The sequence below is a fragment of the Lysinibacillus cavernae genome, assembly GCF_009724685.1.
In the GTDB taxonomy this organism is placed as follows: domain Bacteria; phylum Bacillota; class Bacilli; order Bacillales_A; family Planococcaceae; genus Lysinibacillus; species Lysinibacillus cavernae.
In genome coordinates this window covers 195,728-209,120 of the sequence record NZ_WMEF01000009.1, presented here as the reverse complement: position 1 = coordinate 209,120, position 13,393 = coordinate 195,728, and the positions used below count along the sequence as shown (strand labels likewise).

Below are 13,393 nucleotides of genomic sequence, written 5' to 3'. Positions count from 1 at the left end.
TAGTTACTAAAAACTTTATTGATTACGTTTTGCTTGTTCAGTTTTCAAGGTTCATGTTCTTTATTTCACTGTCACCTCTTGGCGACTCACTTATAATATCAAGATTCTAAAACTATGTCAACACTTTCAACGAAAATATTTAAATTCTATATAATTAGATGTATCAAAACCTAATCTTAATGAAAAGGACCACTATCTAATTGATTAATATTGTCTGTGGTTTTAGTAATATACATTAATGACTCTTAGTAAAGAGGACGCGTACTAAAGTGCTTGTACTATACGTAGAATCTACTTTTTTACTTAGCAGATTAAATAAATATTAAATAATTAGGTAAGCCCTAAGATATGACTTACCTAATTATTTTTACATGTTTGTTAAAATTCTCGAAATATAAAAACTGCGATTTTTTCCTAAATCAAAAATTTCACCTGAATGAATTAATTTAATGAGTGGACGTGTTGGTGCAAATTTATTTACAAACATTACTTCTCCACGTTCTAGATTAGAAAGCTCAACAATTGTACCAATAGGAAGATCTGCAACAATATCAATAAGCGCACGTACTACTTTAATATCGAACTTACCAAACTCAGATTCATTAATCATTTCAATAACTTTAAATGAAGATTGCTTTGATCTATACAATCGTTCACATGTCATGGCATGAAAAACATCTGCTACAGCAATAATTTGTGCAAAAATAGATATATTAGCTATTTTTTCACCTTTCGGATATCCGCTTCCATTTAAGCGTTCATGATGTTGGAAGATTGCCTCTTTCATAGTCTCCTTTAAAATGGTTAAATCTTTCACCATATTATAGCTATAAATCGGATGTTTATAAATCTCATCATATTCTTGCTCTGTTAAAGGTGTCTTCTTATCTCTGATACGAGGATGTACTTTAGCCATACCGCAATCTGCTAATAAACCACCAATCGCTATTTGAATAGTGATTCCTCTATCATACCCAAGCTTTTGAGCAATGACTGCCGATATCAAACCTGTTGCTACACAATGGTGATACAGGTAGTCTTTAGGATTTGAATACTCATTTAAATCAAAAATAATAGTACGATCATCTAACACCATCTCTACTAAAGGTAAAATAATTGCCCTTGCTTTCGCAATATCTAACTTAGCTCCAGCTTCCCAATTTTTAAATTCTTTTTTAAACTGGTCAACGGAATTATTATAGACTTTTCTAAAAGTAGGAATTTCCTCTATTACAAACTCGACATCAATTTCTTTCTTTTCTACTCGAGTATCATGTTGATTTTTATAAACTGGGACGTTGAAAATATTAAATGCATGAAAAACTTGCAAATGTACATAGGAAATCATCGTATCTTTAAAAATGATAGGATACTGTGTATTAGCAAAAATATCCTCAGAAATTACTTTACCAACGCCTAACTCAGAAATCGGAACATGTATAGTTTCCACGAAATGAACACCTCTCCACTAGTTCTTGCTTCAAATAAGGTATTTATATTTTATCATGAAATTCAAAATAATTACTTATTTTTCATTATTTATGCTAAAAAACCGATGGACGACATTCAATACTGTCGTCATCGGTTTAAATTATTCCTCTACTTCTACTTCGTCTTCTGGAGACTCTTCTTCTTTTTCAACTTTAGCCACAGTTGCAACCAATTCGTCATCTCCTAATCGAATTAAACGAACTCCCTGCGTACTGCGCCCAATTAACGAAATATCATTTATATCCATACGGATAAGCATACCGTTAATTGTAATAAGCATTAGATCCTCAGAACCATCAACTGTTTTCACAGCCACCATTGGACCATTTTTATCTGTAATCTGGATGGTTTTCAGACCTACACCGCCTCGGCTTTGTAAACGATAGTCCTCTTCAGAAGTACGTTTACCATAACCTTTTTCGGTAACAACTAAAATTTCCTGTCCTGGTTCAACAATCTCCATACCTACGACTTCGTCACCATCTCGTAGTTTAATACCACGAACACCACCAGCTGTACGACCCATAGAACGAATATCATCTTCTTGGAAACGGACAAGCATACCATCACGTGTACCAATAATAACTTGTTTATCTCCATCCGTTAAACGTACAGAAATAAGGTCATCATCTTCTCGTAAACTAATAGCTATTAAACCGTTTGTTCGGATGTTAGCAAATTGTGATACAGGTGTACGTTTCGTAATACCTGTTTTTGTTGTAAAGATAAAGTATGCATCTTCATCAAACGACCCAACTCGAATCATGGCTGTTACTTTTTCGCCTTTTTCTATATTGAGTAAGTTAACGATAGGTAATCCTTTTGCTGTACGACCAAACTCTGGAATTTCATAACCTTTGGCTCTAAATACTTTACCTTTTGACGTAAAGAATAGAATTGTGTCATGAGTAGAGGTATTCATTAGATGCTCTACAAAATCATCTTCGTTTGTACCCATCCCTTGTACACCACGACCACCACGCTTTTGACTACGATATGTATTCGCAGCTAAACGTTTAATATAGCCATTATGCGTTAAAGTAACAACTGAGTTTTCAACAGGTATTAAATCCTCGTCCTCAATCATTTCTAGACCACCTGATGTAATTTCAGTACGACGTGTATCATTAAAACGGTCTTTCAGCTCTAAAATTTCAGTACGAATGATATCAACAATTTTCGCTTCATCTGCTAAAATTTCTTTTAACTCAGCTATAAGAACTTGAAGCTCTTGATATTCCGCCTCAATTTTTTCACGCTCTAATCCACTTAAGCGAACTAAACGCATATCTAAAATAGCTTGAGCTTGTCGCTCTGATAAATTAAAGCGCTCCATTAATTGTGGCTTCGCTTCTTCACCACTACGTGAACCACGAATAATAGCAATTATTTCATCAATATGATCGAGTGCAATTCGTAAACCCTCTAAAATATGAGCGCGGTCTTCAGCTTTTCGTAGATCGAATTCTGTACGACGACGAATAATTACTTTTTGATGCTCTAAATAATGGTATAGCATTTCTTTTAAGCCCAATACTTTTGGCTGACCATTTACTAATGACAGCATATTAATACCGAAGCTCGATTGCATTGCCGTTTGTTTATATAAATTATTTAAAACTACATTAGCATTTGCATCTTTACGGACCTCAATGACTACTCGCATACCACGACGGTCTGATTCATCACGTAAATTTGTAATACCATCTATTTTTTTGTCACGTACAAGCTCTGCAATTTTTTCAATAAGCTTCGCCTTATTCACTTGGTAAGGTAATTCATGAATAAGAATTGTTTCCTTACCATTTGACTTTTGCTCAATTTCCACCTTCGCACGAATAATGATGGAACCGCGGCCAGTTTCATAAGCTCTGCGAATACCACTACGTCCTAAAATTAATCCTCCGGTAGGGAAATCAGGGCCTGGAATAATTTCCATCAATTCTTCTGTAGTAATAGCTGGATTTTCAGAAAGAGCTATAACAGCATCTATTGTTTCTCCCAATTGGTGTGGAGGGATATTTGTTGCCATACCAACAGCAATCCCCGCAGCACCGTTCACTAATAGGTTTGGATAGCGACTCGGTAATACAATCGGCTCTTTCTCTGATCCATCATAGTTATCTGTATAGTCAATTGTGTCTTTATTAATATCACGTAGCATTTCCATTGCTATTTTAGACATACGTGACTCTGTATAACGCATAGCTGCTGCTCCATCACCATCAACAGATCCAAAGTTCCCGTGACCGTCAACAAGCATGTAACGATAGCTAAAATCTTGCGCCATACGTACCATTGCATCATAAATTGAAGAGTCACCATGTGGATGGTACTTACCCATAACATCCCCAACAATACGTGCTGATTTTTTGTAGGCTTTATCAGCTGTATTACCTAACTCCTGCATCCCATATAAAATACGGCGATGAACTGGTTTTAATCCATCACGTACATCGGGTAATGCACGTGAAACAATTACACTCATTGCATAATCAAGAAAGGATGTTTCAATTTCTTCTGTGATATTAACTCCTTTAACACCGGAGCGTTCTTGTTCTGACAAAGTGTAGACCTCCTCTCAAGAAAAATTAGATATCTAAATTAGCGTATACGGCATTTTCCTCGATAAATTGACGACGAGGTTCAACTTCATCGCCCATTAAACGCTCAAATGCTTGGTTTGCTTTAATTGCATCATCTAATTCTACTTGTAATAATGTGCGGTGCTCTGGATCCATTGTTGTTTCCCAAAGTTGCTCAGCGTTCATTTCACCAAGACCTTTATAACGCTGTACATTTGGTTTTGGCATTTTCGGTAGTCGTTCTAAAATTTCTTTTAATGTTTCTTCATCATAGCAGTACTCGATATGTTTACCTTGTTTAACTTGATATAGTGGTGGCTGCGCAATATAGATATAGCCTGCTTCTATAAGAGGTCGAAGGAAACGGAAGAAGAATGTTAAAAGTAATGTGCGAATGTGTGCTCCATCAACATCGGCGTCTGTCATGATAACGATTTTATGGTAACGCGCCTTTTCTAAATTGAACTCTTCTCCAATGCCTGTGCCGAATGCTGTAATCATGGCACGGATTTCTGCATTTGATAATATTTTATCGAGACGGGCCTTTTCAACGTTGAGAATTTTACCACGTAAAGGCAAAATTGCTTGGAAGTGACGATCACGTCCAGATTTAGCTGACCCCCCGGCAGAATCACCCTCTACAATATAAATTTCACAGTCAGCTGGATTTGTAGAAGAACAGTCAGCTAATTTACCAGGTAAACTTGATACTTCCAGTGCATTTTTACGACGAGTAAATTCACGAGCCTTTTTCGCTGCTACACGTGCACGAGCTGCCATTAAACCTTTTTCGACAACCTTACGGGCTACAGTTGGATTTTCTAACATAAAACGTTCAAAGCCATCTGAGAATAATGAATTGGTAATTTGACTTACTTCTGAGTTCCCTAACTTTGTTTTCGTTTGTCCTTCAAATTGAGGATCAGGATGTTTAACAGAAACAATAGCTGTTAACCCTTCACGTACATCCTCTCCTGTTAGATTAGCGTCAGATTCTTTTAGTAAGCTGCTTTTCCGTGCATAATCATTAATAACACGTGTAAGTGCTGTTTTAAAACCAGACTCATGCGTACCGCCCTCATACGTATTAATATTATTAGCAAATGAGAAAATATTAGAGGAGAATCCAGCATTATATTGCATAGCAATTTCTACTGAAATACCATCTTTTTCTCCAAGAACATCAATTGGATCATGAATAGGCTCTTTAGATTGGTTTAAATGTTCTACATATGAACGAATACCGCCTTCATAGTGGTATGTAGTTGAACGTTCTTGTTCTTCACGTTCATCAGCAATTGTAATCTTAATACCACGATTTAAATATGCTAATTCTCGAATACGATGCGCTAAAATATCAAATTCATAAACAGTAGTTTCTTTAAATATTTCTGGGTCAGCTTTAAAACGTGTCGTTGTACCATTGTGATTAGTATCACCGATAACTTTTAATTCTTGGATTGTTCTTCCACGTTCAAATTTTATTTCATGGATATGACCTTCACGATGAACTTGCACAATTGTTTCAATAGAAAGTGCATTCACCACTGATGCCCCAACTCCGTGAAGACCACCTGAAACTTTATAGCCTCCACCGCCAAATTTACCACCAGCATGTAAAACTGTCATAATAACTTCAACAGCCGGCTTACCCATTTTTTCTTGAATACTAACTGGAATACCACGACCGTTATCTTCTACACGAATCCAGTTATCTTTTTCAATTGTTACTTTTATATCTGTACAAAATCCTGCAAGTGCTTCATCGATACTATTATCAACAATTTCCCATACTAAATGGTGAAGCCCTTTAGAGCTTGTTGAACCGATATACATCCCTGGTCTTTTACGTACTGCCTCTAAACCTTCTAATACCTGTATCTGATCGGCCTCATAAGCTTGGTTTTGCAAACCTTCGTTCTCTATAGCCACGGCTTTCATCTACTCCTTCATAACATCATTGTGTGTAAATGAATGAACAGTCAACCGAGCTGACTATTACCATTCTTTTGTAATCTAAAAAACTCCCCTGGCTAACTTTTTTCAATCGCACCTTGTTTCACGTGGAACAGTTGTGCCTGCTCCATCGTTTCATGATGAATTCCATCAACACTTGTAGTTGTAACAAAGGTTTGGACTTCACCTTGAATGGTATTTAATAAATGCGATTGACGATAATCATCGAGTTCCGACAAAACATCATCTAAAAGTAGTATGGGTGTTTCATTTGTTTCTTGTTTAATTAATTCAATTTCAGCAAGCTTTAAAGACAATGCTGTTGTACGCTGTTGTCCTTGTGAGCCATAAGTTTGAACATCATAGCCATTTACTAAGAACTGCAAATCATCACGGTGTGGACCAACTAGTGTCACACCTCTGTCAAATTCACGTTCTCTCGCTTCAATCAATTTTTGATGTAAAGTATTTTCAATTTCACCAGTAGTGTGTTCTTTTTCAATACCAGCTACCGTACGATATTTTATAACCAGTGTTTCCTGACCTTGTGATATACCTGCATGTATGGGTTCAGCCCACTCCTGTAATAAATCCATAAATTGAAATCTTTTACGAATAATTTGGGTAGCTGCGTGAATATATTGTTCATTGTAGACCTCATACATCACATCGTTTGACATGGACTTGCCTTGATTCATCTTTAAGAAATGATTACGTTGTTTTAAAACTTTTTGAAAGGTCAATAAATCGTGTAAATAGACAGGCGAAATTTGCCCAATCTCCATATCAATAAAACGGCGGCGTATTTGCGGACTTCCCTTCACAACGTTCAAATCCTCTGGCGCAAACATAACGACGTTCATTTGACCAATATAATGACTGAGGCGACTTTGCTCTATATGATTTATCTTGCCCTTTTTACCTTTCTTTGTAATCGTAAGCTCGATCGGTAAAATACCATGCCTTTTTTTTACGGCCCCTTCTATTTTACCATAGTCTGAATCCCAACGTATCAATTCTTTATCGTTCGTTGTTCGATGAGATTTAGCCATTGCTAAAACATAGATGGACTCCATAACATTTGTTTTCCCTTGCGCATTTTCACCAATGAAAACATTAATTTTTGGAGAGAAGTCTAAAGCTAAAGCATCATAGTTACGGTAATTTGTAAGTTTTATTTGCTCAATATACATAAATTACTGTCCAGTTGGCCCTACGATTTGAAAACGACCACATCCAGGAATATTTATAACATCCCCATCACGTAATTTACGACCTCGACGGTCATCTACTTCTCCGTTTATATATACAGCATTTTCTTGTAAAAACCACTTGGCCATTCCACCTGAACTAATGGCGTCAGTAATTTTTAATAGCTGCCCTAACGTGATGAACTCCTCATCAATTTTAATGTCCTGCATAGTGTGTTCCCCTCCGAATACAGACTGTCTATCTCTCTATCATACCTAAAATCACGCCATAAGTAAAAAAAGATAGTCACAATTAGCGACTATCTTAACAGATCTTAAACTCTTAGTAAGTTCGTACAGGTAAAATTAATTGCAAAATAGCATCATCATGAACAGAGCGTAAAATAAACGGTCTCATTGCCCCTGTAAATTGAATAACCACATCTTGCCCATCAATTGCTTTCAATGCCTCCATCATATATTTTGCACTGAAGGAAATTTTCAAGCTTTCCCCTTCTAATGATTCAACTGGAATTTCTTCTTGTACTTTACCGATTTCAGGTGAATTTGAAGAAACTTCCACAGCTTGATGGCCTAAAATTTCGAAACGTACAACATTGTTACGATCTCCTCGAGCAACAAGTGAAGCACGGTCAATAGCTTGTAATAAAGATTTACCATTAATCGTTACATTTGTTTGATATTCTTCTGGAATTAGACGTGTTGTATCTGGGTAATTCCCTTCCAGTAAGCGAGAGAAGAATAATACATCACCAGTTTTAAACAATACTTGCTGACTTGTAATAACGATTTGCACAAGATTTGTAGAATCTTCTAGTACTTTATTTAGCTCATTTAAACTTTTCCCTGGAATAACTACACTGTGTTCAACTTCCGGTAAATTTTCCAGTTGCACTTTACGTCTTGCTAATCGATGACTATCTGTTGCAACACAGATTAAAGTCTCGTTTTTGATCTGCCAGTTTACACCTGTCAACACGGGTCTACTTTCTGAAGTGGCAACAGCAAACACTGTTTCACGAATAATTGTTTTTAATAAATCAGCAGGAATAGTAAATTTTTGATCTTCTGTTAGCTCGGGTAAAAGCGGATACTCAGTCGCATCAGAGCCAATTAAATGGAACTCAGATTTACCTGAACGAATATGCGTTTGGAAACCAGACGTTACTTGAATTTCAACATCATTTGTTGGTAATTTACGTACGATTTCATTAAACATACGTGCTTGTACAACAATAGATCCTGTTTCAGCAATGTGAATAAGTTGTTGTCCGTCTTCTTCAACTGGAATAAATGTTTGAATTGTAATATCGGCATCACTACCTGTTAAGCGAATACCTTCCTCTGTTACATCAATTTTAATCCCTGTTAAAATCGGAATAGTTGTTTTTGAACTTACTGCTTTCATGACATCATTTAAACCCTCTAATAAACGGTCACGTAAAATATCAAATTTCATTCGTTTTCCCTCACATATTTATATTATTTATTTATATAAAATAAAAAAGATATAGTAATAGGCACTGTGGATTTGTGGATAAGTGTGTTTTTATGAATAAAATCAGTCTATCCACATGTAGATAGACTGTGTATAAGTTTGTGTTTAAATAGTTGAATTGTCCACAGCAATTACTTCCCTAGCATGCTTCGAATTTGTTTAACATCTTGTTGAAGTTGAACGTCATTTTTCAACATAGAAGATATTTTTTCGTGAGCATGGATGACAGTCGTATGGTCGCGGCCGCCAAATTCTTCGCCAATTTTCGGCAGCGAAAAATCTGTCAATTCGCGTGATAAATACATAGCGATTTGTCGTGGAAAAGCAATTAATTTAGTACGTTTTTTGGCAGCAAAATCTTCTAAACGAATATTAAAATGCTCCCCTACTGCATTTTGAATGTCCAATATTGTCACAGTCCGTGGCTTTGAATTTGGGATTATGTCCTTTAGCGCCTCGGCAGCCAATGCTGCATTAATATCTTTGTTTACCAGTGAAGAATAGGCAACGACGCGAATAAGCGCACCTTCAAGCTCCCTAATATTGGAGTCAATCTGGTTCGCAATATAAAGCATCACTTCATTTGGTACCTCTAGACCATCTGCTTTTGCTTTTTTACGTAAAATAGCAATACGAGTTTCCAAATCAGGTGGCGCAATATCAGTTATTAACCCCCATTCAAAACGTGAACGCAGCCGATCTTCCAATGTTGGAATCTCCTTTGGAGGACGGTCACTTGATATAACAATTTGCTTTGATTCTTCATGTAAAGTATTAAAAGTGTGGAAAAATTCTTCTTGCGTTGATTCTTTTCCAGCAAGGAATTGAATATCATCAATTAGCAGTACATCCACGTTGCGGTACTTATTGCGAAAATCAAGTGCTTTATTATCACGAATAGAGTTAATAAATTCATTTGTAAATTTCTCGGATGATAAGTAGACCACTTTTGCATTAGGATTATGCTCTAATACATAGTGACCAATTGCGTGCATTAAGTGTGTCTTCCCAAGCCCAACGCCCCCATAAATAAAGAAGGGGTTATAAGCCTTAGCAGGTGCTTCTGCGACAGCTAACGAGGCAGCATGTGCAAAGCGGTTACCAGAGCCAATAACAAACGTATCAAAAGTATATTTCGGGTTTAACATACCTGGTGAAATATCATGATGATCGTTATTTTTTGCTTGGATAATCGGCGCTGGCAAATCGAAATCGTCCGAATCCTGGTTTTTTTGAACAACAAATTTAATAAGCAAGTCTTCGCCTGTAAGCTCCGTTAATATACCTGTAATCAAATGAATATAATGATTTTCAAGCCAGTCTCGAGCAAACGAATTGGGCGCAGCAATTGTTACAGTAGAACCACTACCATTGTAAGATAGTAGTCTTGTAGACTTTAGCCACGTTTCGAAGCTTGGTTTAGAAATTTTTTGTTCAACTTGAGCCAGGACATTATTCCATAGTTCTTCTAAATGTTCCAAGCGGCTAATCTCCTTTACAGTGTTCAGTACAAAAAAAAATCGCATTTATAGAAATGGTAAATACGTTCATTTAACAACTCGTCCACATAATCACAAGTTGTGGATAAAAGTTAACCAAAGGCTGTGATAAAAATTATCCACAGCATATTAACAGTTGTGGATAATTAAAATGTTCATTTCAGTTTTCAACAAAGTGAAGCACAGTAATCGTATCAGAAAAACAAAGCTATTTCAATAGTTTGTGAAACTTATCCACATAGCTTGAAGTTATGCACGTTAGAGTTGTCCACAAGTACTGCTTATGTGAAAAACTTGTAGATAAACGTTGTGGATAAAAAATAATGCAAAAAATACTATACACAACTCTGTGTAAAAAAAACAAGTACTCTGTGGATAAATATTTTTATGTTTTTTTTATTAATAGTCTTTTTAGTGAGGATTCAAATGCAAAAAAGAAATAGATACATAGATTGGCTGGCGAAAAGAAATTTATGAAATACATTGACAAAATAACTAGATACTTTATATAATATTCGAGTCTGTATGTTGAAAAATTCAACTCATTCAGGAGGTGTCTATATAAATGAAACGTACTTACCAACCAAAAAAACGTAAGCACAGTAAAGTTCACGGTTTCCGCGCACGTATGAGCACGAAAAACGGACGTAAAGTTCTTGCAGCTCGCCGTCGTAAAGGAAGAAAAGTTTTATCAGCATAAAATAAGTCCACTGAGCCACATCAGTGGTCTTTTTTTTCTTTATTTTTGGTAAACCTAGAAATGAGGATCAAAAGATATTATCTAATAGCAGGTGAAAGAAATGAAAAAACGCCAAAGAGTGAAGAAAAATGATGATTTTCAAAAGGTGTTTAAAAAAGGTAAATCTTTCGCTAATCGTCAGTTTGTTGTTTATTTTTTAGCAAAAGAGGAACAAACAGAATTTCGTGTAGGTTTATCGGTTAGTAAGAAACTTGGGAATGCGGTAACACGCAACCAAATTAAACGCTATATTCGACAAAGTATTCAGGAATTAAAGAATGATCTAAAGCCGAATATGGATTATGTTATTATCGCCAGACAACCGGCGGCCACTATGGATTTTCATGAAGTGAAACAAAGTTTGCAGCATGTACTACGAATCGCAAAGGTAATGAAGAAAGTGTAATGTATGCAACCAAGTGGTGAAAAATACGCCTGTACTGTTAGCAATAGAAATAGAGCGAGTTTGCATACGATTATAAGTAAGAAAAATATACGCACCGGGGTATTTGCAGCGTTAGATTTCACTAGAAAATATGTAAAATTCGCAACATAACTTAGGAATAAGTGTATGTAGTTAGAATATTTAGTAGAGTGAAACGTTATTTGCATGATAAAATAACTGATAACTTTATCTTTGTTGTGGATGTCCAAACGCTATTGCAATGAAGATAAAGCCGCTGACCGATTACAGATTTTGAGGTAGGAAACTGTCAGTAAATAAAGAAGATGCATATAGAATTAGAAAAAGTGAATAGTAATTGTAGGGGGAAGAAGGTTGAAAAAACAACATTGGGTAATTTTGTCACTAGTATCAGTAGCTTTACTACTTTCTGGTTGTACAGAATTTAATGAACCCATTACCAAAGATAGTACTGGCTTCTGGAATGAGTTCATTGTTTGGCCGTTGGTATCAGCGATAAAATACTTTGCTGATCTGCTCGGTACGTATGCATGGGGGATCATTGCCGTAACGATTATTATTCGTTTAGCAATTTTGCCATTGATGATTAAACAAACAAAGAGCTCTAAAAAGATGCAAGAAATTCAGCCAAAATTGAAAGAACTGCAAAAGAAGTATGCTTCTAAGGATGCTCAAACACAACAACAATATCAGCAAGAAATGATGAAGCTTATGAGTGAATCTGGAGTAAACCCACTTGCAGGATGTTTACCAGTAATCATTCAAATGCCAATCTTAATTGGTTTCTATCATGCTATTAGTCGTATGAATGCTACATCTACATTTGATTTAGGGAATTTCTTTATCTTCCCGTTAGCAGATCCTGCACCTGTATTAGCGATTACAGCAGGTTTAATGCAATTTATCGTATTACGTACAGGACCAGCTATGGATAATCCTCAAATGAAAATCATGATGTATATTATGCCATTCATGATTATCGGTTTTGGTATAGCCTTACCAGCTGCATTATCACTATATTGGGTAATCGGGAACATTATTTCGATTATTCAAAACCTGTTTATTTACAAACCTTGGAATAAAGATAAAACACAACCTGCTCAAAATGGAGGGGCTAAAAAGTGAAACAACTTACGCAAATAGGCGCAACAACACAAGAAGCGATCTCATTGGCGTTACAGAAACTTGGCAAAACCCGTGAACAAGTAGATGTTGAAGTTTTACAAGAAGGTAAAAAAGGATTTTTAGGTTTTGGTGCACGTTCTGCAGAGGTACGTGTAACAGTAAAGGAAGTTCAGGTTCCGATAATTGAAGATGAAAAAGCTGAACCGCAAATTGCGACTCAATTAGACGAACAACAAGTAGTTGATGATGTTGAAACAAAAAGTTCACAAGTTTCTGAACAACCAAGTGAAATCGAAGCTATTCAACAAGTCGTAAAAGAACAATATGAGGAAGTAGACTCAGCAAACCCAATTGAAGATGCAAAGGCTTATTTAGTAAGTATTGCTGAACAATTGGCTATTCATGATCTTGATATTGCTACGACACGTGAAGGGAAATATGTATTATTTCAACTAAAAAGTGAGAAAGCTGCACTGCTTATAGGGAAGCGTGGTCAAACATTAAATTCCTTACAGCAATTAACGCAACTAGTATTAAATAAAAGTGCCAAGCAGTTCTTAATGGTGAAATTAGATGTAGAAAACTATCGTGAACGTCGACAAGAAGCTTTAGAATTACTTGCAGATCGAATGGCGGACAAAGCATTACGCTTAAATCAACGTGTGGCATTTGAACCAATGCCGTCTTACGAAAGAAAGATAATTCATAATCAATTAGCAAATCGTTTTGATCTTGAAACATACTCAGAAGGCACAGAGCCTAATCGTTATTTAGTGATTGAACCAGTAAAAAACAATTAGACTGTTGCTCATAAACATACAGACAATATATTTTGAAAGGTCATTTTATCCTTGTGATAAAATGA

General features: G+C 35.9%; 11 protein-coding genes. 4 read left to right on the top strand and 7 right to left on the bottom strand.

Annotated features, from left to right (window positions below; translation table 11 throughout):
- Positions 1-367 precede the first annotated feature (367 nt).
- The 7 genes from GJU32_RS17335 to dnaA form a co-directional block, all read right to left on the bottom strand.
- Positions 368-1,450: an HD-GYP domain-containing protein gene (locus tag GJU32_RS17335; RefSeq protein ID WP_155593180.1), complete on the bottom strand. Its 1,083-nt coding sequence runs from the start codon at positions 1,448-1,450 to the stop codon at positions 368-370.
- Positions 1,451-1,591: 141 nt separating this feature from the next.
- On the bottom strand, positions 1,592-4,057 hold the full coding sequence (gyrA, locus tag GJU32_RS17330) for a DNA gyrase subunit A (RefSeq protein ID WP_155593179.1): 2,466 nt from the start codon (positions 4,055-4,057) through the stop codon (positions 1,592-1,594).
- Between the two features lie 25 nt (positions 4,058-4,082).
- Positions 4,083-6,017, bottom strand: coding sequence for a DNA topoisomerase (ATP-hydrolyzing) subunit B (gene gyrB, locus GJU32_RS17325; RefSeq protein ID WP_155593178.1), 1,935 nt, complete (start codon positions 6,015-6,017; stop codon positions 4,083-4,085).
- Between the two features lie 92 nt (positions 6,018-6,109).
- Positions 6,110-7,225 (bottom strand): DNA replication/repair protein RecF, encoded by a 1,116-nt coding sequence (recF, locus tag GJU32_RS17320; RefSeq protein WP_155593177.1) that lies wholly within the window; start codon positions 7,223-7,225, stop codon positions 6,110-6,112.
- Between the two features lie 3 nt (positions 7,226-7,228).
- On the bottom strand, positions 7,229-7,453 hold the full coding sequence (gene yaaA, locus GJU32_RS17315; RefSeq protein ID WP_155593176.1) for a S4 domain-containing protein YaaA: 225 nt from the start codon (positions 7,451-7,453) through the stop codon (positions 7,229-7,231).
- A 112-nt stretch (positions 7,454-7,565) separates the two neighbouring features.
- Positions 7,566-8,702, bottom strand: a complete 1,137-nt coding sequence (dnaN, locus tag GJU32_RS17310) for a DNA polymerase III subunit beta (RefSeq protein ID WP_155593175.1) — start codon at positions 8,700-8,702, stop codon at positions 7,566-7,568.
- Positions 8,703-8,872: 170 nt separating this feature from the next.
- Positions 8,873-10,267, bottom strand: a complete 1,395-nt coding sequence (gene dnaA, locus GJU32_RS17305; RefSeq protein ID WP_420798389.1) for a chromosomal replication initiator protein DnaA — start codon at positions 10,265-10,267, stop codon at positions 8,873-8,875.
- Between the two features lie 538 nt (positions 10,268-10,805).
- Here dnaA and rpmH point away from each other — a divergent pair.
- The 4 genes from rpmH (at position 10,806) to jag (ending at position 13,328) form a co-directional block, all read left to right on the top strand.
- On the top strand, positions 10,806-10,940 hold the full coding sequence (rpmH, locus tag GJU32_RS17300) for a 50S ribosomal protein L34 (protein ID WP_004233310.1): 135 nt from the start codon (positions 10,806-10,808) through the stop codon (positions 10,938-10,940).
- A gap of 100 nt (positions 10,941-11,040) precedes the next feature.
- The gene (gene rnpA, locus GJU32_RS17295; RefSeq protein ID WP_155593173.1) at positions 11,041-11,385 is read left to right on the top strand and encodes a ribonuclease P protein component; all 345 of its coding nucleotides are present in this window, start codon (positions 11,041-11,043) and stop codon (positions 11,383-11,385) included.
- A 372-nt stretch (positions 11,386-11,757) separates the two neighbouring features.
- A complete protein-coding gene (gene yidC / locus GJU32_RS17290) occupies positions 11,758-12,528 on the top strand; it encodes a membrane protein insertase YidC (protein WP_155593172.1) in 771 nt (256 codons plus the stop codon).
- A complete protein-coding gene (jag, locus tag GJU32_RS17285) occupies positions 12,525-13,328 on the top strand; it encodes an RNA-binding cell elongation regulator Jag/EloR (RefSeq protein WP_155593171.1) in 804 nt (267 codons plus the stop codon). Before yidC ends, jag begins: the two co-directional genes overlap by 4 nt.
- The last annotated feature ends 65 nt before the right edge of the window (positions 13,329-13,393 follow it).

Bases quoted from the DNA above. Each gene is read 5' to 3' on its own strand.
- recF (WP_155593177.1), bottom strand. From the start codon at position 7,225: ATGTATATTGAGCAAATAAAACTTACAAATTACCGTAACTATGATGCT.
- dnaA (WP_420798389.1), bottom strand. From the start codon at position 10,267: ATGCGATTTTTTTTTGTACTGAACACTGTAAAGGAGATTAGCCGCTTG.
- yaaA (WP_155593176.1), bottom strand. From the start codon at position 7,453: ATGCAGGACATTAAAATTGATGAGGAGTTCATCACGTTAGGGCAGCTA.
- dnaN (WP_155593175.1), bottom strand. From the start codon at position 8,702: ATGAAATTTGATATTTTACGTGACCGTTTATTAGAGGGTTTAAATGAT.
- rpmH (WP_004233310.1), top strand. From the start codon at position 10,806: ATGAAACGTACTTACCAACCAAAAAAACGTAAGCACAGTAAAGTTCAC.
- rnpA (WP_155593173.1), top strand. From the start codon at position 11,041: ATGAAAAAACGCCAAAGAGTGAAGAAAAATGATGATTTTCAAAAGGTG.
- gyrB (WP_155593178.1), bottom strand. From the start codon at position 6,017: ATGAAAGCCGTGGCTATAGAGAACGAAGGTTTGCAAAACCAAGCTTAT.